General features: G+C 71.7%; 16 protein-coding genes. 8 read left to right on the top strand and 8 right to left on the bottom strand.

Annotated features, from left to right (window positions below):
* Positions 1–171 precede the first annotated feature (171 nt).
* Both QIY60_RS23695 and metH read right to left on the bottom strand, forming a co-directional pair.
* Positions 172–873: an HAD family phosphatase gene (locus QIY60_RS23695; RefSeq protein ID WP_283144226.1), complete on the bottom strand. Its 702-nt coding sequence runs from the start codon at positions 871–873 to the stop codon at positions 172–174.
* Between the two features lie 125 nt (positions 874–998).
* Positions 999–4511, bottom strand: coding sequence for a methionine synthase (gene metH, locus QIY60_RS23690; RefSeq protein WP_283144225.1), 3513 nt, complete (start codon positions 4509–4511; stop codon positions 999–1001).
* A 280-nt stretch (positions 4512–4791) separates the two neighbouring features.
* Here metH and QIY60_RS23685 point away from each other — a divergent pair, with 280 nt between their 5' ends.
* From QIY60_RS23685 to QIY60_RS23660, 6 genes are all read left to right on the top strand, one after another.
* Positions 4792–5556 carry an IclR family transcriptional regulator gene (locus QIY60_RS23685; RefSeq protein ID WP_266991402.1) on the top strand — a complete coding sequence of 255 codons (765 nt, stop codon included), beginning with the start codon at positions 4792–4794 and terminating at the stop codon, positions 5554–5556.
* 348 nt (positions 5557–5904) lie between these two features.
* Positions 5905–6696: an MIP/aquaporin family protein gene (locus QIY60_RS23680; RefSeq protein ID WP_190089653.1), complete on the top strand. Its 792-nt coding sequence runs from the start codon at positions 5905–5907 to the stop codon at positions 6694–6696.
* Between the two features lie 42 nt (positions 6697–6738).
* The gene (gene glpK / locus QIY60_RS23675; RefSeq protein ID WP_283144224.1) at positions 6739–8280 is read left to right on the top strand and encodes a glycerol kinase GlpK; all 1542 of its coding nucleotides are present in this window, start codon (positions 6739–6741) and stop codon (positions 8278–8280) included.
* A 5-nt stretch (positions 8281–8285) separates the two neighbouring features.
* Entirely contained in the window at positions 8286–9896 is a 1611-nt protein-coding gene (locus tag QIY60_RS23670; RefSeq protein ID WP_283144223.1) for a glycerol-3-phosphate dehydrogenase/oxidase, read from the top strand.
* A 141-nt stretch (positions 9897–10037) separates the two neighbouring features.
* On the top strand, positions 10038–11099 hold the full coding sequence (locus tag QIY60_RS23665) for an LLM class flavin-dependent oxidoreductase (protein WP_283144222.1): 1062 nt from the start codon (positions 10038–10040) through the stop codon (positions 11097–11099).
* 46 nt (positions 11100–11145) lie between these two features.
* Positions 11146–11817 carry a FadR/GntR family transcriptional regulator gene (locus QIY60_RS23660; protein ID WP_283144221.1) on the top strand — a complete coding sequence of 224 codons (672 nt, stop codon included), beginning with the start codon at positions 11146–11148 and terminating at the stop codon, positions 11815–11817.
* A gap of 170 nt (positions 11818–11987) precedes the next feature.
* Here the strand turns inward: QIY60_RS23660 and QIY60_RS23655 are convergent, their stop codons facing one another.
* Genes QIY60_RS23655 through QIY60_RS23635 form a run of 5 tightly spaced genes read right to left on the bottom strand, consistent with a single transcriptional unit; the run spans position 11988 to position 17703 of the window.
* Complete coding sequence (locus tag QIY60_RS23655; RefSeq protein WP_283144220.1) at positions 11988–13013, bottom strand: ABC transporter permease; 1026 nt, start codon at positions 13011–13013, stop codon at positions 11988–11990.
* The gene (locus QIY60_RS23650; RefSeq protein WP_283144219.1) at positions 13010–14509 is read right to left on the bottom strand and encodes a sugar ABC transporter ATP-binding protein; all 1500 of its coding nucleotides are present in this window, start codon (positions 14507–14509) and stop codon (positions 13010–13012) included. Before QIY60_RS23650 ends, QIY60_RS23655 begins: the two co-directional genes overlap by 4 nt.
* A gap of 2 nt (positions 14510–14511) precedes the next feature.
* Entirely contained in the window at positions 14512–15549 is a 1038-nt protein-coding gene (locus QIY60_RS23645; protein WP_283144218.1) for a sugar ABC transporter substrate-binding protein, read from the bottom strand.
* 25 nt (positions 15550–15574) lie between these two features.
* Positions 15575–16381 (bottom strand): SDR family oxidoreductase, encoded by an 807-nt coding sequence (locus QIY60_RS23640; RefSeq protein WP_283144217.1) that lies wholly within the window; start codon positions 16379–16381, stop codon positions 15575–15577.
* Positions 16378–17703 (bottom strand): enolase C-terminal domain-like protein, encoded by a 1326-nt coding sequence (locus QIY60_RS23635; protein WP_283144216.1) that lies wholly within the window; start codon positions 17701–17703, stop codon positions 16378–16380. Before QIY60_RS23635 ends, QIY60_RS23640 begins: the two co-directional genes overlap by 4 nt.
* A gap of 326 nt (positions 17704–18029) precedes the next feature.
* Between QIY60_RS23635 and QIY60_RS23630 the strand changes: the two genes are divergently transcribed.
* Entirely contained in the window at positions 18030–19028 is a 999-nt protein-coding gene (locus tag QIY60_RS23630) for a PAC2 family protein (RefSeq protein ID WP_283144215.1), read from the top strand.
* A 63-nt stretch (positions 19029–19091) separates the two neighbouring features.
* On the opposite strand, the gene QIY60_RS23625 is transcribed toward QIY60_RS23630, so the two are convergent.
* Positions 19092–20063 (bottom strand): superoxide dismutase, encoded by a 972-nt coding sequence (locus QIY60_RS23625; RefSeq protein ID WP_283144214.1) that lies wholly within the window; start codon positions 20061–20063, stop codon positions 19092–19094.
* 267 nt (positions 20064–20330) lie between these two features.
* Between QIY60_RS23625 and QIY60_RS23620 the strand changes: the two genes are divergently transcribed.
* Complete coding sequence (locus QIY60_RS23620; RefSeq protein WP_283144213.1) at positions 20331–21989, top strand: S8 family serine peptidase; 1659 nt, start codon at positions 20331–20333, stop codon at positions 21987–21989.
* Positions 21990–22054: the final 65 nt, after the last annotated feature.

Below are 22054 nucleotides of genomic sequence, written 5' to 3'. Positions count from 1 at the left end.
CGGGTCACTGACGGCAGATCAGGTGACGAACGTCACCCCCTTGACACGCATTGACCCGTCGTGAATTCAACCGTGGTCGTGCTGTCGCGACGCCCTTGCGGGGTCACGGAAAAGGCACGGCCGGATGCGATGAGTTTGCGCCGCATTCAGGAGGCACGCTGTGTGAAGGGATCAGTTCATCCGCGTGATCAGGGTGCGCAGAAAAGCCAGGTCGACTTGTTCGAGGGAATCGACGACGACCCGGCCCGAGGCGGGCTCGATGGGCGCGACGGACGGCACCGCCACCACCCGGCACCCGGCCGCCTCGGCGGCCGCCACGCCGGTCGCGGTGTCCTCGACGACCGCGCATCTGGTGGGGTCCGCACCGAGCCCGGCGGCCGCGAACAGATACGGCTCGGGGTGCGGCTTGGTGCGCCCGACCTCGTCCCCGGCGACGGTGAGCGCGAAGTTGCGGGCGCCCAGCGAGTGCAGGACCCGGTCGATGATCCGCCGGTGCGAGGCCGAGACCAGGGCGGTCGGCACCGAGTGCTCGGCGAGCTCGCCGAGCAGCCGGGCGGCTCCCGGCATCAGCGGCACCCCGCGGCTGATGCGCGCCTCGAAGCGGTCGTTGAGCAGCACCGTGAGCTCGGGGACGGTGATGTCGGCGCCCGTGGCCTCGATGAGGAACCCGGCGCTGCGGCTCATGGGCCCGCCCACCACGACGTCGCGCCAGCTCTCCTGGAGCGGATGGCCGAGGGCGGCGAAGACCTCCACCTCGGCGTCCCACCAGAACCCTTCGGTGTCGACCAGTGTGCCGTCCATGTCGAGGAAGACGGCCTGGAGCGCGGAGCCTTCGGCCGTACGGGTTTCGGGCGCGGGAACCGTGGTGGTCATCCGGGCACACCTCCTGGAGGGACGAGAAGGCCGGTTCCCAGGGTGGGAACCGGCCTGCACTGGACCGACAAGTGTACGTCTCGGCGGTCGGAAACGCTCGTGATAAACCTCGCGGCGACCAGCGCCTACCGTGCGTTGAAGTACTTCGCCTCCGGGTGGTGGATGACGATCGCGTCCGTGGACTGCTCCGGGTGGAGCTGGAACTCCTCGGAGAGGTGGACGCCGATCCGCTCCGGCTGCAGCAGCTCGGCGATCTTCGCGCGGTCCTCCAGGTCGGGGCAGGCCCCGTAACCCAGCGAGAAGCGCGCGCCGCGGTACTTGAGCGCGAACATGTCCTCCACCTCGGACGGGTCCTCGCCCGCGAAGCCGAGCTCGCTGCGCACGCGCGCGTGCCAGTACTCGGCCAGCGCCTCGGCCAACTGCACGGACAGGCCGTGCAGTTCGAGGTAGTCGCGGTAGGAGTTGGCCTCGAACAGCTCGGCCGTGGCCTCGCCGATCTTCGAGCCGACCGTGACCACCTGGAGCCCGACGACGTCGGTCTCGCCGGACTCCTCCGGGCGGAAGAAGTCCGCCAGGCACAGCCGGCGGCCGCGGCGCTGGCGCGGGAAGGTGAAGCGGGTCCGCTCCGAGCCGTCCTCGTTCAGGATGATCAGGTCGTCGCCCTTGGAGACGCACGGGAAGTAGCCGTGGACGACGGCCGCCTCCAGCAGGTTCCTGGTGTGCAGCTGCTCCAGCCAGCCGCGCAGCCGCGGGCGGCCCTCGGTCTCCACCAGCTCCTCGTAGCTCGGCCCGTCGCCGGCCCGGTTCTGCTTGAGGCCCCACTGGCCCTTGAAGAGCGCGCCCTCGTCGAGCCAGGACGCGTACTCCTTGAGGCCGATGCCCTTGATCACCCGGGTGCCCCAGAACGGCGGCTCGGGGATGCGGTTGTCGACGGCCACGTCCGAGCGGACCGAGCCCTCGGGCTCCTCCGCCTCGGGCAGGGCCGCCGCGCGCTTGGGCACCCGGCGCTGCTTGAGCTCGGGCAGGGTCGCGCCGGGCACGCCGCGCTTCACCGCGACCAGGGCGTCCATCAGGCGCAGACCCTCGAACGCGTCGCGGGCGTAGCGGACTTCGCCCTCGTAGATCTCGTGCAGGTCCTGCTCGACGTACGCGCGCGTGAGGGCCGCGCCGCCGAGGATCACCGGGTAGTCGGCGGCCATCTTGCGCTGGTTGAGTTCCTCCAGGTTCTCCTTCATGATCACGGTCGACTTCACCAGGAGGCCGGACATGCCGATGACGTCCGCCCGGTGCTCCTCGGCGGCCTCCAGGATCGCGGAGACGGGCTGCTTGATGCCGAGGTTGACGACGTTGTAGCCGTTGTTGGAGAGGATGATGTCGACGAGGTTCTTGCCGATGTCGTGGACGTCGCCGCGCACGGTGGCCAGCACGATGGTGCCCTTGCCCTCCGCGTCGGACTTCTCCATGTGCGGCTCCAGATGGGCCACGGCCGTCTTCATGACCTCGGCGGACTGGAGGACGAACGGCAGCTGCATCTGACCGGAGCCGAAGAGCTCGCCGACGACCTTCATGCCCTCCAGGAGGGTGTCGTTGACGATGTCGAGGGCGGGACGGGTGAGGAGGGCCTCGTCGAGGTCGGCGTCCAGGCCGTTCTTCTCGCCGTCGATGATCCGGCGCTGGAGGCGCTCGTCCAGCGGCAGCGCGAGGAGCTCCTCGGCCTTGCCCGCCTTCATCGACTTGGTGCTGACGCCCTCGAAGAGCTCCATGAGCCGCTGGAGCGGGTCGTACCCCTCGGCGCGCCGGTCGTAGATCAGGTCGAGCGCGACCTTGACCTGCTCCTCCTCAAGCCGCGCGATCGGCAGGATCTTGGAGGCGTGCACGATGGCGGAGTCGAGGCCCGCCTTGACGCACTCGTCCAGGAAGACGGAGTTGAGCACGACACGGGCGGCCGGGTTGAGGCCGAAGGAGATGTTGGACAGGCCGAGCGTGGTCTGGACGTCCGGGCGGCGGCGCTTGAGCTCGCGGATCGCCTCGATGGTGGCGATGCCGTCCTTGCGGGACTCCTCCTGGCCGGTGCAGATGGTGAAGGTCAGCGCGTCGATGAGGATGTCGGACTCGCGCACGCCCCAGTTGCCGGTGAGGTCGTCGATGAGCCGCTCCGCGATGGCGACCTTGTTCTCGACGGTACGGGCCTGGCCCTCCTCGTCGATGGTCAGCGCGATCAGCGCCGCGCCGTGCTCCACGGCCAGCTCGGTGACCTTGGCGAACCGCGACTCGGGCCCGTCGCCGTCCTCGTAGTTGACGGAGTTGATGACCGCGCGCCCACCGAGCTTCTCCAGACCGGCCTGGAGGACGTTCACCTCGGTGGAGTCGAGGACGATCGGCAGGGTGGAGGCGGTGGCGAAGCGGCCGGCCAGCTCCTCCATGTCGGCGACGCCGTCGCGGCCCACGTAGTCGACGCAGAGGTCGAGCATGTGGGCGCCCTCGCGGATCTGGTCGCGGGCCATCTCCACGCAGTCGTCCCAGCGGCCCTCCAGCATGGCCTCGCGGAACTTCTTGGACCCGTTGGCGTTGGTGCGCTCGCCGATCGCCATGTACGAGGTGTCCTGGCGGAACGGCACGCTCTGGTAGAGCGAGGCGGCGCCGGGCTCGGGGCGCGGGTGGCGCTCGGTGGGGGCCAGGCCCCGGACCCGCTCGACGACCTGGCGCAGGTGCTCGGGCGTGGTGCCGCAGCAGCCGCCGACCAGGGAGAGGCCGTACTCGCGGACGAACGTCTCCTGGGCGTCGGCGAGTTCCGGCGCGGAGAGCGGGTAGTGCGCGCCGTCCTTGCCGAGGACGGGCAGTCCGGCGTTGGGCATGCAGGACAGCGGCACCCGGGAGTTGCGGGCGAGGTAGCGCAGGTGCTCGCTCATCTCGGCTGGGCCGGTGGCGCAGTTGAGGCCGATCATGTCGATGCCCAGCGGCTCAAGGGCGGTGAGCGCGGCGCCGATCTCGGAGCCGAGCAGCATGGTGCCGGTGGTCTCGACGGTGACCGAGCAGATGATCGGGACCCGGTAGCCCGCCACGTCCAGGGCGCGCTGGGCGCCGAGGATGGCGGCCTTGGTCTGGAGCAGGTCCTGGGTGGTCTCCACCAGGAGCGCGTCGGCGCCGCCCGCGAGCATGCCCTCGGCGTTCTGCTGGTAGGCGTCGCGCAGCGTGGTGTACGGGGCGTGGCCGAGGGTGGGCAGCTTGGTGCCGGGGCCCATGGAGCCGAGCACCCAGCGCTGCCGGCCGGTCGAGGCGGTGAACTCGTCGGCCACCTCGCGGGCGATCCGGGCGCCCGACTCGGACAGCTCGTACACGCGCTCGGGGATGTCGTACTCACCGAGGGCGGAGAAGTTCGCGCCGAAGGTGTTGGTCTCGACGCAGTCGACGCCGACCGCGAAGTACTCCTGGTGCACCGAGCGCACGATGTCGGGCCGGGTGACGTTGAGGATCTCGTTGCAGCCCTCTAGGTCCTGGAAGTCCTCCAGGGTGGGGTCCTGGGCCTGGAGCATGGTGCCCATGGCTCCGTCGGCCACCACCACACGGGTGGCGAGCGCTTCGCGGAGCGCGTCGGCGCGGGTCCGGCTGTCAGCGGAAGGGGTAGGCAACGAGGCCATGGATGTGCTCCCTGGAGTGCGACGGCTGTCGGCTTTGCGGCGTCCTCGGGGAGGCCGCACCCGGTCAGGGTAACCGGGTGCGGGGCGGGTGGGCACAGGTGTCCCACGGGGCGGACTGCGCGGGGGGCCTCGCGGGTGACGGCCGGATGGCCCCGGTGCGGCTGTCATCTGAACTGGCCGGATGGCGGCGGGGGCCGTCCATCACGGTGACAGGGGGTCGACAACGGCCGATACTGTTCAGCATTGTCGAACTCAACGTTCCGAAGTGGGAGGAAGCGCGATGGCGCGGAACATCCAGTCGCTCGAACGGGCGGCCGCCATGCTGCGGCTGCTCGCGGGCGGCGAGCGGCGGCTCGGCCTGTCCGAAGTGGCCTCCGCGCTCGGCCTGGCCAAGGGCACCGCGCACGGCATCCTGCGCACCCTCCAGGCGGAGGGGTTCGTCGAGCAGGACCCGGCCTCCGGCCGCTACCAGCTCGGCGCGGAGCTGCTGCGCCTGGGCAACAGCTATCTGGACGTCCACGAGCTGCGGGCGCGCGCCCTCGTGTGGACGGACGACCTGGCGCGCTCCAGCGGCGAGAGCGTGTACGTGGGCGTCCTGCACCAGCAGGGCGTGCTGATCATGCACCACGTCTTCCGGCCCGACGACAGCCGCCAGGTCCTGGAGGTCGGGGCGATGCAGCCGCTGCACTCGACCGCCCTCGGCAAGGTCCTCTCCGCGTTCGACCCGGTGGCGCACACCGAGGCGGTGGACGGCGAGCGGACCGCGTTCACGCCCCGCACGGTCACCACCGCCGCCGGCTTCGAGGAGCTGCTCGACCTCGCGCGGGCGCGCGGCTGGGCGAGCGACCTGGAGGAGACCTGGGACGGGGTGGCCTCGGTGGCCGCGCCCATCTTCGACCGGCGCCGTATGCCGGTGGGCGCGGTGGGGGTGACCGGGGCCGTGGAGCGCGTGTGCAAGGACGGCGAGGTCCGCTCCGAGCTGGTGGCGGCGGTGCGCGACTGCGCCCGCTCGGTCTCGCGCGACCTGGGCGCCGGCCGCTTCTGACCCGGCCGCGGGCCCCTGGCGCGGACCCTTGCGTGGGCCCTTGCGCGGGCCTGACCAGCCACTTCCGGCCCTGTTCTGATCATTTCCGATCCTGGCTGGAAGTTTTCGATCAATGTGGCCGAAAGATACCTGCTGGTAACGATCGGGATACCGGCCACAGAACCCTTGACGTCGACTTAACGCCGGAGCAACACTGCCGTTCATCGGTCGGCATTGTCGAACACCTAACGGCAATACGAGTTAGAGTGTGACAACGCCAAGGGCCGCCAAGCCCTCGACGTGAGGGCGCGGACCACCGGAGTGACCCGGGGTTCGCCTTCCCCTGGACGAAGGACAAAGGAGTCGCGGGTGTCCAGCTCCGACATCTTCACCGGCGAGATCATCGGTACCGCCGTTCTCATCCTGCTCGGCGGTGGCGTGTGCGCCGCCGTCACGCTGAAGAGCTCCAAGGCACGCAACGCGGGCTGGCTCGCCATCACCTTCGGGTGGGGCTTCGCGGTGCTCACCGGCGCTTACATCTCCGCCCCGCTCTCGGGTGCGCACCTCAATCCGGCGGTGACGCTCGGCCTCGCCATCGAGGGCGGCACCGAGTGGAGCGACGTGCCCACCTACTTGGCGGGGCAGCTGCTCGGCGCGATGATCGGCGCCACGCTGGTCTGGCTGGCCTACTACGGGCAGTTCCAGGCGCACCTCACCGACCCGGAGATCGTCGGCGACCCTGCCGATAAGCCGGTCGAGGGTCCGCACAACGGCGCGGCCAACGCGGGCCCGGTGCTCGGCATCTTCTCGACCGGCCCCGAGATCCGCAACGCCATACAGAACCTGACCACCGAGATCATCGGTACGGCCGTGCTGGTCCTCGCGATCCTCACGCAGGGCCTGAACGGCGACGGCAAGGGCCTCGGCGTCATCGGCGTGCTGATCACCTCCCTGGTCGTCGTCGGCCTCGGCCTCTCGCTCGGCGGCCCCACGGGCTACGCCATCAACCCGTTCCGCGACCTGGGTCCGCGCATCGTGCACTCGCTGCTGCCGCTGCCCAACAAGGGCGGTTCGGACTGGGCCTACGCCTGGGTGCCGGTCGTCGGCCCGCTGGCCGGTGCCGCCCTCGCGGGCGGCCTGTACAACCTCGCCTTCGCCTGAGCCGTTGAGCCGTAGAGACCTTCAGACCTCCAGGAGAACCCCGTGAGCGACACCCACACCACCGCCTCGCACGGCCACGGCCCGTTCATCGCGGCCATCGACCAGGGCACCACCTCGTCCCGCTGCATCGTCTTCGACAAGGACGGCCGGATCGTCTCGGTCGACCAGAAGGAGCACGAGCAGATCTTCCCGAAGCCGGGCTGGGTCGAGCACGACGCCGCCGAGATCTGGACCAACGTCCAGGAAGTCGTGGCGGGCGCCATCGACAAGGCGGGCATCACCGCCGCCGACGTCAAGGCGATCGGCATCACCAACCAGCGCGAGACCACGCTGCTGTGGGACAAGAACACCGGCGAGCCCGTGCACAACGCGCTCGTCTGGCAGGACACCCGCACCGACGCGCTCTGCAAGGAGCTCGGCCGCAACGTCGGCCAGGACCGCTTCCGCCGCGAGACGGGCCTGCCCCTCGCGTCGTACTTCGCCGGCCCCAAGGTCCGCTGGCTGCTCGACAACGTCGAGGGCCTGCGCGAGCGCGCCGAGCACGGCGAGATCCTCTTCGGCACCATGGACTCCTGGGTCATCTGGAACCTGACCGGCGGCGTCGACGGCGGTGTGCACGTCACGGACGTCACCAACGCCTCGCGCACACTGCTCATGAACCTCCACGAGATGGCGTGGGACGAGAAGATCCTCGCCTCCATGGAGATCCCGGCGGCCGTGCTGCCCGAGATCCGCTCCTCCGCCGAGGTGTACGGGCACGCCAAGGGCGGCGTCCTGGACGGCATCCCGGTCGCCTCCGCGCTCGGCGACCAGCAGGCGGCCCTGTTCGGCCAGACCTGCTTCTCGGAGGGCGAGGCCAAGTCCACGTACGGCACCGGCACCTTCATGCTGATGAACACCGGTGACAAGCCCGTCAACTCGTACAACGGCCTGCTGACCACCGTCGGCTACCAGATCGGCGACCAGAAGCCGGTCTACGCCCTCGAGGGCTCGATCGCCGTCACCGGCTCGCTCGTCCAGTGGATGCGCGACCAGATGGGCATGATCAAGACCGCGGCCGAGATCGAGACCCTGGCCTCCTCCGTCGAGGACAACGGCGGCGCCTACTTCGTGCCGGCCTTCTCCGGTCTGTTCGCCCCGTACTGGCGCTCCGACGCCCGCGGTGTGATCGCCGGTCTCACCCGGTACGTCACCAAGGCGCACATCGCCCGCGCCGTCCTGGAGGCCACCGCCTGGCAGACCCGCGAGATCACCGACGCCATGACGAAGGACTCCGGCGTCGAGCTGGCCGCGCTCAAGGTCGACGGCGGCATGACCTCCAACAACCTGCTGATGCAGACCCTCTCGGACTTCCTGGACGCGCCGGTGGTGCGTCCGATGGTCGCCGAGACCACCTGCCTCGGCGCCGCCTACGCCGCCGGTCTGGCCGTCGGCTTCTGGCCGGACACCGACGCGCTGCGCGCCAACTGGCGCCGGGCGGCGGAATGGACCCCTCGCATGGACGCCGACAAGCGTGACAGCGAGTACAAGAACTGGCTCAAGGCCGTCGAGCGGACCATGGGCTGGATCGAGGACGAGGAGTAATCGAAATGACCACCCTGCAGAGCGTCCCTGCCCTTGGGACGCACCCGGCCTCCGGCTCCACCCAGAGCCGCGCCGAAACTCGGGAGCAGCTTTCCAAGGCGACGTACGACCTCCTGGTGATCGGCGGCGGCATCCTGGGCATCTCCACCGCCTGGCATGCCGCGCAGTCCGGGCTGCGGGTGGCCCTGGTGGACGCCGGCGACTTCGCCGGCGCCACCTCCTCGGCCTCCTCCAAGCTCCTCCACGGCGGTCTGCGCTACCTGCAGACCGGCGCGGTCAAGCTGGTGGCCGAGAACCACTTCGAGCGGCGTGCGGTGTCGCGTCAGGTGGCACCGCACCTCGCCAACCCGCTCACCTTCTACCTGCCCGTCTACAAGGGCGGCCCGCACGGCGCGGCCAAGCTCGGCGCGGGCGTCTTCGCCTACTCGGCGCTCTCCGCGTTCGGTGACGGCGTCGGCCACCTCCTTTCGCCCTCCAAGGCCGCGCAGGACGTGCCGGAGCTGCGGACGGACAACCTGAAGGCCGTGGCCGTGTACGGCGACGACCAGATGAACGACGCGCGCATGGCCCTGATGACGGTCCGCGCGGCCGTGGACGCGGGCGCCGCGGTGCTCAACCACGCCGAGGTCACCGGGTTGCGCTTCACCAAGGGCCGGGTCACCGGTGCCGATCTGCGCGACCGCCTCTCCGGCGACGAGTTCGGCGTCAACGCCCGTCTGGTGCTCAACGCGACCGGCCCCTGGGTCGACCACCTGCGCAAGATGGAGGACCCGGACGCGGCCCCCTCCATCCGCCTGTCCAAGGGCGCGCACCTGGTCCTCAAGCGCACCTCCCCCTGGAAGGCGGCGCTGGCGACCCCGATCGACAAGTACCGCATCACCTTCGCCCTGCCGTGGGAGGACATGCTCCTGCTCGGCACCACGGACGAGGAGTTCGAGGGCGACCCGGCGGACGTCGCGGTCACCGAGAAGGACACCGCCCAGATCCTCGACGAGGCCGCGTTCTCCATCCGCGACCAGCAGCTGTCGCGCGATCTGATCACGTACTCCTTCGCCGGTCTGCGCGTCCTTCCGGGCGGTCCCGGCGACACCTCCAAGGCCAAGCGCGAGACGGTCGTCACCGAGGGCCGCGGCGGCATGCTGTCGGTCGCCGGCGGCAAGTGGACGACCTTCCGCCACATCGGCCGTACGGTGATGAAGAAGCTGGAGCAGCTGCCCGGGCGTCCGCTCGGCGACGACTTCGAGCCCATCTCGGAGCTCCCCGGCAAGCTGCCGCTGCCCGGCATAGCCAACCCGCGCGCCGTCGCCCACCGTCTGATGGTGGACGGCCCGGCGCCCGGCCCGCGCATGGCGGCCGACACCGCCAAGCACCTCGCCACCCACTACGGCTCGCTCTCCTTCGACATCGCGCGCCTGGCCAACGAGGACGCGGCGCTGGCCGAGCGGATCCACCCGGACGCGCCGGAGATCTGGGCGCAGGTCGTCTACGCGCGCGACCACGAGTGGGCCGAGACGGCCGACGACGTGCTGCGCCGCCGCACCACGCTGACGATCCGGGGCCTGGCCACCGACGAGATCCGCGGCAAGGTCGACGACCTGCTCGGCAAGAAGAACTGACGTATAGTTAGTCCGGCCAGTCAGCGCCGGAAGGGGCGGTTCCCACGGGGGGAGCCGCCCCTTTCGCCTGCGCGGACGCGTCCGGCGGGGCTGCCACACCCCGTACACGCGCGTGCAACAACCCGCGCGGACAGTGGAGGCATGAGATTCCAGGTGCTCTCCATAGTCGGTCACGCCCCGCACCCGCTGACCGGTGAACTCGCCTCCGCCGCCGACCGGTTGGAGGAGGTGCTCAGCGTCGGCGAGGCCGCCGAGCGGCTCGGTTTCGACGCGTACGCGGTCGGCGAGCGGCACGCCGGGGCCTTCCTCTCGTCCAGCCCGACCGTCCTGCTCGCCGCGCTCGCGGCCCGTACCACCCGGATCAAGCTGCTCACCGGCGTCACGGTCGTCGCGATCCTGGACCCGGTGCGGGTCGCGGAGGACTACGCCACCCTCGACCAGATCTCCCGGGGCCGTATCGAGCTGGTCGTCGGCAAGGGCGCGGAGGCCGGCCACTTCGACCTGTTCGGCCTCGACGAGGCCCGCCAGTGGGACCTCCAGAAGGAGAAGTACGAGCTGCTGCGGCGGCTGTGGAGCGAGGAGGGCGTCGACTGGGAGGGCGAGTTCCGCCCGCCGCTGCGCGGGGTGACGACCGTGCCGCGCCCGTACGCCGGGGTGCCGCGCATCTGGCACGGCTCGGCGACCAGCCTCAACTCCCCCGAGCTCGCCGCCGAGCACGGCGACCCGCTGTTCACCGCCAACGCCATCCAGCCCCGCGAGGCGTACGCGAAGCTGATCGCGCACTACCGGGAGAAGTTCGAGGAGTACGGGCACGACCCGGCGCGCGCGTATGTGGCGGCGGGGTCGGGCGGGCTGCTCATCGCGGACACCGACGAGCAGGCGATCGCCCGGTACCGGGACGTGTACGAGGCGCGGGTGCGGCAGACCTTCAAGCCGCACCTGGAGGGCAAGCCGGGCTACAACACGCCGTTCCGGACGATCGAGGACGCGATCGAGAACGGGCCGCAGCTCATCGGCTCGCCGCAGCGGATCATCGACAAGATCCTCGGCTACCACGAGGTGTACCGCCACGATCTGCAGTCGGTGAGCGTGGACGGCTTCGGTCTGTCGACGGCCGAACAGGTCGACACGCTCCAGCGGTTCGCGGAGGAGATCGCCCCCGTCGTGCGGAAGGAGGCGCCGACGCGGCTCTGGGACGCATAATGGGGGCCGATTCATCGGATGTATGCCCCTGTATGGAGGTCGCCCCATGGCAGTCACCGACGAGGCCATCGAGAAGATCAAGGAAATGATCGTCTCCGGTGCGCTGCGCCCGGGCGACCGGCTGCCCAAGGAGAGCGAACTCGCCGCCGAGCTCGGCCTGTCCAGGAACTCGCTGCGCGAGGCGGTCCGCGCGCTGTCCCTGATCCGCATCCTGGACGTGCGCCAGGGCGACGGCACGTACGTCACCAGCCTCGATCCCCAGCTGCTCCTGGAGGCGATGAGCTTCGTCGTGGACTTCCACCGGGACGACACGGTGCTTGAGTTCCTGGCGGTGCGGCGGATCCTGGAGCCCGCGGCGACGGCGATGGCGGCGGCCCGGATCGAGGACGCGGAACTGGACGCGCTGGCGGCCCAGTTGGACGCGCTCGGCCCGGACCCGTCGGTGGAGGAGCTGGTCGCCTGCGACCTGGAGTTCCACCGGGGGATCGTGCAGAGCGCCGGGAACTCGGTGCTCTGCTCGCTCCTGGACGGCCTCTCGGGCCCCACCACCCGGGCCCGGGTGTGGCGCGGCCTGACCCAGGAGGACGCGGTGGCCCGCACCCTCCACGAACACCGCGCCATCCTCGCGGCCCTGCGCGACCGGGACGCGGAGGCGGCGCGGTCCTGGGCGACGGTCCATATCGCCAGCGTGGAGCAGTGGCTGCGGTCGACGCTGTAGCGGTGCCCGGGGTTTGTCTGCGGGCCGGTGGTGGGTTGCTCGCGCAGTTCCCCGCGCCCCTAAATGCGCCCCTGCGGGGCGCCCAGGGGATGCCGCGCAGCGGCACTTAAGGGGCGCGGGGAACTGCGCGACCAGCCCCCACCGGCCCGCAGGCAAAACACAACGCCTCCCTAGTCCTGCTTCTCCCCGCTCGCGAAGCGCGAGATCACCAGCGCGACGATGATGATCGCCCCGTTCAGGAACTGGTTCCACAGGGCCGGGACCCCGCCCAGGGTCATGACGTTGACCACCAGCTGCAGCGTCAGCACACCCGTGAGCGCGCCGAACAGCGTGCCCCGGCCGCCCTTCAGGCTGATCCCGCCGATCACCGCCGCCGCGAACACCTGGAAGATCCAGCCGTTGCCCTGGGTCGCGGCGACCGAGCCGTAGTGGCCGGTGTAGAGGATCCCCGCGAACGCGGCGAGCAGGCCGCCGATCGCCAGGACCGCCCAGGTGATCCGGTCCACCCGGATCCCGGCCGCCCGCGCCGCCTCCGGGTTGCCCCCGATCGCGTACAGCGCCCGCCCGTGGCGCAGCCAGGCGAGCGCGGCGCCGCCGACGGCGAAGAGGGTGAGGCAGATCCAGACGGCGGCCGGGGCGCCCAGCCAGTCGGTCTTGCCGAGGTAGCGGAAGGACTCCGGCACATCGGTGATCGACTTGCCCTCGGTGATGCCGACGTGGAGGCCGCGCAGCATCGTCAGCATGCCGAGCGTGGCGATGAACCCGTTGACGTTGAGCTTCAGCATCAGGAAGCCGTTGACCGCACCGATCGCCACGCCCACCAGGAGGCAGAGCGGGATCGCCGTCCAGGTGGGCAGCAGGCCGAGCCCGGCGAACCGGCCGCCCTCCGACGGCAGCACCAGCCACATCGCGAGCACCGGCGCGATGCCGATCGTGGACTCCAGGGAGAGGTCCATCCGGCCGCAGATCAGGATCAGCGCCTGGCCGAGCACCAGCAGGCTCAGCTCGGAGGACTGCTGGATCACGCTGATCAGGTTGTCCGAGGTGAGGAAGACCGGCGACACGATGAAGCCGATCACCATCAGCACCAGGATCACCGGGACCAGCGAGAAGTCGCTCCAGCGCACGTGCGCGAGCCGCCGCCGCGCGGCCGCGCCCGTCACCCCGGCGGGCGCCGTGGTCACCGTCTCGGTCATGGCCGCTCCCCCACACCTTCCATGGCGGCGACCAGCTCCCGGTCGCTCCACCCGCTGTCGTATGCGGCGACGACCCGCCCGTGGAACAGCGCGAGCACCCGGTCGCACACGCGCAGGTCGTCCAGCTCGTCGGAGACGATCACGGCGGCGTTCCCCTCGTCGGCGACCCGCCGCACCACCGCGAGCAGCGCTTCCTTGGACTTCACGTCGACCCCGGCCGTGGGGCGCACCGCGACCAGCGCCACCGGTCTCCTGGCCAGTGCCCGCGCCACCACGACCTTCTGCTGGTTGCCGCCGGAGAGCCCGGACACCGGCTGCCCCGGCCCCCGGGTCCTGATGTCCAGCGAGGCGATCATCGACCGCGCGAACTCCCGTGTACGGGAGGGCAGTACGGTCCCCCACGGCCCGAGCTGGTCGGTGACCGTGAGCGTGGCGTTCTCCGCGACCGAGCGCTGGGGCACCAGGCCCTGGCGGTGCCGGTCCTCGGGGATGTAGCCGATGCCCGCGTCGAGCGCGTGCGGCACGCTGCCCGGCCTCACCGTCCGCCCGCGCACCGCGATCCGGCCCGCGCTCGCCCGGCGCATCCCGGCCAGGGTCTCGCCGAGCGCGGTGTTCCCGCTGGCGGCGGCCCCCGCGAGGCCCAGCACCTCGCCGGGGCGCACGGCGAGGTCGACCGGCTCGAACTCGCCGTCCAGGGCGAGCCCTTCGGCCGTCAGGACCGGAGCCGCGTCCTCCCGCACCGCACGGGTGCCCGCCTGCCAGGAGGCCCCGCCGCCCGCCTCACCCGTCATCGCCGCCACCAGGTCGTCCTTGGCCAGCTCGGCCACCGGCGCGGTCAGCACGTGGCGGGCGTCGCGGTAGACGGTGACGGCGGTGCACAGCTCGTACACCTCCTGGAGGTGGTGCGAGATGAACAGGAACGCCACCCCCTGGGCCTGGAGCTCGCGCAGCTTGCCGAACAGGCGCTCGATGCCGCGCGCGTCCAGCTGGGCGGTCGGCTCGTCCAGGACGATCAGCCGGGCGCCGAAGGAGAGGGCGCGGGCGATCTCCACGAACTGGCGCTGCTCCACGGTCAGTTCACGGGCCCGTACGTCCGGGTCGACGTTCACCCCGTACTCCGCGAGCAGGTCCGCCGCGCGCCGCCGCAGCCGTCCCCAGCGGATCGGGCGGCCCTCGAAGCGGTTGAGGAAGAGGTTCTCGGCGACGGTGAGGTCCGGGACGACCATGGACCGCTGGTAGACGCACGCCACCTTGGACCGCCAGGCCGCCAGGTCGCCGAAGGCGGGCGCGGGCGCCCCGCCGAAGGCCACCGTGCCGGCGTCCTGGCGGTGCAGTCCGGTGACCACGCCGACCAGCGTGGACTTGCCGGCGCCGTTGCGGCCGACGAGCGCGTGGGACTCGCCGGGCCGCACGGTCAGCGCGACCGAGTCGAGCGCCAGGGTCGGCCCGAAGCGCTTGACGATCCCCCGGGCGTCCAGGGCGGGCTCGGCGCTCACGGTCAGCCCTTCTTCTGGAGCTGGTTGGCCCACAGCGCCGGGTCACCGGCGTTGGCCTCGGTCACCAGCGGCGCCGGGAGCTGGTCCTCGTACCCGCCGGGGATCTTGACGATGATGGAGCCGTGGTCGGTCGGGCCCTCCTTGAAGGTCTTCCCGTCCAGGGCCGCCTTGGCGTAGTACAGCGCGTACTTGGCGTAGAGGTCGGCGGGTTGCGACACGGTGGCGTCGATCTTCCCGGCCTTGATGGCGTCGAGCTCCTCGGGGATGCCGTCGTTCGAGACGATGGTGATGTGGCCGGGGGCGCCCGGCGGCTTCAGGAGGTGCTTCTGCTCCAGGAGGGCGAGGGTGGGCTGGAGGAAGACGCCGCCCGCCTGCATGTAGATGCCGTTCAGGTCGGGGTGGGCGGCGAGGGTCGACTGGAGTTTGGCGGAGGCGACGTCGCCCTTCCAGTCGGTGGCCAGCTCGAAGACCTGGATGCCGGGGAAGTCCTTGGCCATGCAGGCCTTGAACGCCTGGGAGCGGTCGCGGCCGTTGATGGAGGACAGATCGCCCTGGAACTCGGCGACCTTGCCCTTCCCCTTCAGCCGCTCGCCCAGGAACGTGCAGGCCTTCTCGCCGTACGCCTTGTTGTCGGCCCGTACGACCATGTAGACGTCGCCCTTGTCGGGGCGGGTGTCGACGCTGACGACCGGGATCTTCCTGCTGTGCAGGGTCTCCAGGGTCGAGGCGACCGCGCCGGTGTCCTGCGGGGCCATGATGACGGCCTTGGCTCCCCGGTCCATGAAGGCGGTGACGTTGGCGACGAGCTTGCCGATGTCGTTCTGCGAGTTGGTGAGCGGCAGCGCGGAGGCCTCGCCCGCCTTCGTGCCCTTCTGGATGTACTGCTGGTAGGAGTTCCAGAAGTCGCTGTCGCTGCGCGGCAGGTCGATGCCGACCTTCCTGTCCCCGGTGCCGCCGCCGGAGTCGCGGTTGCAGCCCGCCAGTGCCCCGGCCGCCAGCAGTACGCAGCAGGCGGCGGCAGTTGTCGTACGCACTCTCATGGTGGTGTCCTTCGCGGTTCGCGGCTCAGAGGGTGGGGCGCGGGCGCAGGCCCTGCATGCCGCCGTCGACGGCCAGGGCGGTACCGGTGACGCAGGAGGCGGCCGGGCTCGCCAGATACGCGATGGCGGCGGCCACCTCGTCGGCGGTGACCAGGCGGCCCATGGGCTGGCGGGCCCGCAGCGCCGCCCGCTCGGCCTCCGGGTCGTCGGCCCCGGCGAGCAGCCGGGCGACCCACGGGGTGTCCGCCGTGCCCGGGTTGACGCAGTTCACCCGGATGCCCTCGGCCACGTGGTCGGCGGCCATGGCGAGGGTGAGGGAGAGCACGGCGCCCTTGGCCGCGCTGTACAGGGCGCGCTGGGGCAGGCCCGCGGTGGCGGCGATCGAGCAGGTGTGGGTGACGGAGACGTGGCCGGGCCGCTCCCGGGCCGCGCGCCGCAGGTGCGGCAGCGCGTGGCGGGCGACCCGGACCATGCCGAGGACGTTGACGTCCAGGACCCGGTGCCACTCGGCGTCGTCGTTGTCCTCGACGGTGCCGGTGGCGCCGGTCCCGGCGTTGGAGACGAGCGTGTGCAGGGCGCCGAACTCCCGCGCGGCCCGGGCCACCGCCTCCCGTACGCCCGCGTCGTCGGTGACGTCGGCCTCCAGGGCGAGGGTGCCGTGCGGGGCGCCCTTGACGTCCCGGTCGAGCACGGCGACGCGGGCGCCCCGGGCCACCAGCAGCCCGGCGGTGGCCGCGCCGATCCCGGAGGCGCCGCCGGTGACCAGTGCGGCCATGCCGGTGAAGTCCCGGGGTGCGGCGTCGGGCGGGGTGAACTCCCGCAGGGTGCTCATGAGATGACCTCCTGTGCCGGGCGGCGGGCGAGCCACGCCGGTCCGTCCGGGTAGCGGTAGGCGGCGATCGACTCGGGGCGCATCCGGGCCGAGAAGCCCGGGGCGCGGGGTGCGCGGTAGCGGCCGCCCTCGATGACGGCCGGGTCGGTGAAGTGCTCGTGGAGGTGGTCGACGTACTCGATGACGCGGTCCTCGCGGGTGCCGGAGACGGCCACGTAGTCGAACATCGCCAGGTGCTGGACGAGTTCGCACAGGCCCACGCCGCCCGCGTGCGGGCAGACGGGGACGCCGTACTTGGCGGCGAGCAGCAGGATCGCCAGGTTCTCGTTGACGCCGGAGACCCGGGCCGCGTCGATCTGCACGAAGTCGACCGCGCCGGCCTGGAGGAGCTGCTTGAACACGACCCGGTTGGCGACGTGTTCACCGGTGGCCACCTTCACCGGCTGCCCGGCCCGTACGGCCGCGTGGCCCAGGATGTCGTCCGGGCTGGTCGGCTCCTCGATCCAGTGCGGGGCGTACGGGGCGAGCGCGGCCATCCAGCGCAGCGCGTCCGGCACGTCCCAGCGCTGGTTGGCGTCGACGGCGATGCGGACGCCGGGCCCGACCGCCGCGCGGGCAAGCCGCAGCCGCCGTACGTCGTCGTCGAGGTCGGCGCCGACCTTCAGCTTGATCTGCGCGAAGCCGTCCGCGACCGCCTCCTTGGCGAGCCGGACCAGCTTGGCGTCGTCGTAGCCGAGCCAGCCGGGCGAGGTGGTGTAGGCGGGATAGCCCTCGGCGCGCAGCAGCCGGGCCCGTTCGGCGCGGCCCGGTTCGGCGGCGCGCAGCAGGGCGAGCGCCTCCTGCCGGGTCAGCACGTCCGTGAGGTAGCGGAAGTCGACGAGGGAGACCAGCTCCTCGGGGGTCATCGCGGCCAGGAACTCCCAGACGGGCAGCCCGGCGGCGGTCGCGGCCAGGTCCCAGGCGGCGTTGACGACCGCGCCGGCCGCCATGTGCGTCACGCCCTTCTCCGGACCGAGCCAGCGCAACTGCGAGTCATGGGTGAGGTCGTGGTGGAGCGCCGCGAGGTCGGCGGCGCTCCTCGGCGCCGGCCGGCCCACCACGTACGGCCGCAGCGCCTCGATGGCGGCGGCGGTGACGTCGTTGCCCCGGCCGATGGTGAAGACGAAGCCGTGGCCCTCGGTGCGGTCCGGGCCGTCGGTGCGCAGCACCACATAGGCGGCCGAGTAGTCCGGGTCGGGGTTCATCGCGTCCGAGCCGTCGAGCTGCTCCGAGGTGGGGAAGCGGATGTCGTATACGTCGAACCCGGTGACACTCGGCCTCATGCACGCCCCCTGTGGCTGAGTCCTGACTGAAGAACTCTTGCGACGAACTCCCGCTCGAACATCCGACCTCTCGCGGTCATCCGATGTATTCCGGATGTATAGCGCCGGACGAGCGGGACAGTCCAGGGCCGGGATAGAAACAGGGCGGAAATTTCCCGGCACAGCTCGGATGAATCACTGGGGAGATCGCGCTCTGCCCCGGCTGCTGCCCGTTCATGCGGGGATCACTCCGGCGGGGACCGTGCCGTGCACGGGGGCTGCGGCGGGGTAGTGCTGAAGCCGTAAGGTTGGGGCGTACGCAAGAGAACTTCGGAGGGAGGCACTGGGTGATCGAGCTGGAGGGAGTTCCCGAGCTGGTCGACCCGGTCATGATCGCCGCGTTCGAGGGCTGGAACGACGCGGGCGACTCCGCCTCCTCAGCCGTCGCTCACCTGGAGCGCGAGTGGAAGGGCGAGGTCTTCGCCGCCCTCGACGCGGAGGACTACTACGACTTCCAGGTCAACCGGCCCACGGTGTTCCTGGAGGGCGGCGTCCGCAGGATCACCTGGCCCACCACCCGGCTCTCGGTCGTCCGGGTCGGCGGCGACAAGCCGCGCGATCTGGTCCTGGTGCGCGGGATCGAACCGTCGATGCGCTGGCGCTCGTTCTGCAACGAGATCCTCGGCTTCGCGCACGAGCTGGGCGTGGAGATGGTGGTGATCCTGGGCGCGCTGCTCGGGGACACCCCGCACACCCGCCCGGTGCCGGTCAGCGGGGTCACCTCCGACCCGGACCTGGCCCGCACGATGGACCTGGAGGAGACCCGGTACGAGGGCCCGACCGGCATCGTCGGCATCCTCCAGGAGGCGTGCACCCACGCGGGCGTCCCGGCGGTCAGCCTCTGGGCGGCGGTGCCGCACTACGTGTCGCAGCCGCCCAACCCCAAGGCCACGCTCGCCCTCCTCAACCGCCTCGAAGACCTCATCGACCTGCGCATCCCGCTGGGCGAACTGGCCGAGGACGCCCGGGCGTGGCAGCTCGGCGTGGACCAGCTGGCGGCCGAGGACAGCGAAGTGGCCGAGTACGTCCAGACGCTGGAGGAGGCGCGGGACACCGCGGATCTGCCCGAGGCGTCCGGGGAGGCGATCGCCCGCGAGTTCGAGCGGTATCTGCGGCGGCGCGACGGTGGGCCCGGGCCGGGGCAGGCGCCGGGCGGACACGCCACGGACGGGGGCGAGTCCACGTCGTATCTGCGCGATACGAGCAGTGGGCGGACCCGGCCGCCCAAGCCTTCGCGCGAGGAGCCGGAGGAGCCGGGCGAGGGCTCGGAGTCGTCGGAGGACTAGAACCTGTCCGGGGCGGCGCGCACACAGCGGGCACCGCCCCGGGGCCCCTTTCCGGGGAACGGCTCAGTGGACGGCCGGGACCGAGACCACGTCGTACTCCGTGTCCGGCGTCGGCGGTGTGTCGAAGCGGGCGTTGGGCAGATACAGCCGGTCGCCCCAGGCGGCCACCGTGGTGGGGATCCGGAACCGGGGGTCGGTGATCACGGCGATCGGGGTGCCGCGCGTCCCGGCCGCGTCGAGGTGGATCACATCGACCCGGTTGTCGGCCTGCTGGACCACGTAGAGCACCCGGCCGAGCAGCAGAAGGCCGTCGGCGTTGGGGAGTCGCAGGCTCCCGGTGTCGACCCTGGTGGCCGCGCCCGTGCGCGGGTCGACCCGCATCAGCAGACCGCCGTCGGCGATCGTGTCGGCCACGATCAGCGCCTTGCCGTCGGGCGTGCGGGAGATCCCGTTGGCGGTGAAGTCGGGGCCCTGCACCCAGTCGCCGCTCAGGGGCAGCGTGCTCACCTCGCCCGGCTCGCCGCCGCGCCCGATCGCGAGCCGGTAGAGCTGAGCCTTGTACGAGTCGGTGAACCAGGCCGCGTCGGGTGTGAGCACCACGTCGTTGACGAAGGTCCCGGCCGAACCGACCGTGTACGTACGGGTGACGGCGCCCGAGCGGAGGTCGACGACCCGGAGCTCGCGGCTTGCCGCACCGGCCAGGTAGAGCCGCCCCCGATTGTCGGTCTTCAGGCCGCCGGTGGGGTGGTCGGGGCCGAGTCCGGCGCTGATCACCCGGCCCTCGCCGGTGCGGAGCGAGGCCCGGTAGACCTCGCCGCCCGCGAGCGAGCCGAAGTAGGCGTAGGGGGCGCGGCCGATGGCGATGCCCTCCGGGCGGAAGCCGTCGGGCAGTGCGAACCGGGTGGGCGCGGGGCCACCGGGCGGGCGGGGTGTTCCGGCCGCCCGGGCGACGCCGGAGAGCGGCGACAGTGCGGCCGCGGCTCCGAGTGCGGCGCCGCCCACGAGCAGTCTTCGACGTGCGAGGGAACCGTGCATCGCGTGTCCTTCCGATGAACGTGCTCAAGTAGCGCTGCGGTCACTGCCAGCCCATCACACGGCCCGCACCACCGCAGTGTTTGGCCGACTTACGGCGTGACATCGCTTTCCGGATGGATTGCACAGGTTGCCCAACGCATATTCATTTCAAACATAGTTGGCCTTACGGGGTGGACGAGTCGGCATCGCGGTAGCAGGGTGTGCCGGGTAGGGACGCGCGAACCCGATCCGAGATCGCCATCAGATCAGATGGGAGCGGGAGCGGCCATGACCGACCAGGCACTCCCGGGCCAGGGCCCCGGAACGGCGGGCCCCGGACCCGATGGAGCCGGATTCACCTATCAAGGCGCCGAGCCGGAGCTGATCGTCGTCACCCGCCCGGATTCCGGGGCGGACACCACGGCGCTCACCATGTTCCTCGGCGACCAGCAGCTCGCACTCGAACCGCTCTTCGGCCGGGGTGCACAGCCCGACCTGGCGCTCTTCCACCGCGTACGCGGCGCGGCGGACCGGGCCGAGGAGATCGCCGCGCGGCTGGCCGCGCTGCCCGGGATCGAGACCGCCTATGTGAAGCCGGGCGCGGTTCCGGCTGAGTACGCCGGTCCCGACGACGAGGTGGTGCGGCGGCTCAAGGAGGGCGCGCCCGTCACCCCCGACTTCACCGGCCGCCAGGGCTACTTGCGGGCCGCGCCCGAGGGCGTCGACGCGTACTGGGCCTGGCAGCGGCCCGGCGGCTCCGGCCGGGGCGTCACCGTCGTCGACGTCGAGGGCGCCTGGCAGCTGGGCCACGAGGACCTGGCGGACAGGCTCGCCGGGATCGTCGTCGGCACCCCGGTCCAGGACCTGGCGTGGCGCAACCACGGCACCGCGGTCCTCGGCGTGATCGGCGCCGACCGCGACGACAAGGGCATCACCGGGATCGCCCCGGAGGCGGTCACGGCGGCCGCCTCGTGCGCCTCCACCGGCACGGCCGCGGCGATCCACGCCGCCGCCGAACGGCTGGCACCCGGCGACGTCGTGCTGGTCGCACTGCACCGGCCGGGGCCCCGGTTCGCCTATGAACACCGCGACGACCAGGCCGGTTTCCTGCCTCTGGAGTGGTGGCCGGACGACTTCGCGGCGATCCGGCGGGCGACGGCCAGGGGCGTCCTGGTGGTGGCGGCCGCGGGCAACGGCGGGGAGAGCCTGGACGACGCGCTGTACGAGCGGCGGCCCGAGCGGTTCCCCCGGACCTGGCGCAACCCCTTCAACCCCGCCAACCCGTCCTCCGGCGCGGTCCTGGTCGGCGCGGGCGCCCCGCCGCCCGGCACCCACGGGCGCGACCACGGCCCGGACCGCTCGCGGCTCGCGTTCTCCAACTACGGGGCGCGGATCGACGCCCAGGGCTGGGGCCGCGAGACCACCACGACCGGCGGGTTCTGGGACCGGGCGGGTGAACTCCAGGGCGGCGCCGAGGAGATCGCCTGGTACACCGACGCGTTCTCCGGCACATCCGCCGCCGCGCCCGTGGTGACCGGCGCCCTCGTCTGCCTCCAGGGAATCCTGAAGGCGGCGGACCTGGCGCCGATGACCCCCGAGCGGGCCCGTGAGATCCTGCGGACGACCGGCTCGCCGCAGCAGGACGCGCCGGGGCGGCCCGCCTCCCAGCGCATCGGCAGCCGGCCCGACATCAGGGCCGCGGTCACCCGGCTGATGCCCTCGACGGTCGGCACCGGCCAGGCCGAGCGGTACTGGGACGAGCTCCTCCCGTACCCCCCTGAACTCCCGCCGAGGCTCCGGCTGTTCGTCTCCGGGGCGTGGCGCAACCTCAACGACCCGGCGCCGGAGCTGCGCAGGGCGGTGCACGCCGCCTTCGCCGCGGGACGGCCCGACGTACGCGTCTGGTTCTCGGACGACGAGGTCGTCGGTCTCGTCGTAGCGGGCTGACCGCTCCACGCGTCGGCCCACCCACACCTCCATCCGCACATCGACCCATGCCCCACCCATGACCG

Origin of the sequence: Streptomyces sp. BPTC-684 (assembly GCF_030028635.1) — a bacterium.
GTDB lineage: Bacteria > Actinomycetota > Actinomycetes > Streptomycetales > Streptomycetaceae > Streptomyces > Streptomyces noboritoensis.
The sequence above is the reverse complement of the archived record's forward strand: the minus strand, read 5'-3'. Positions and strand labels throughout refer to the sequence as shown.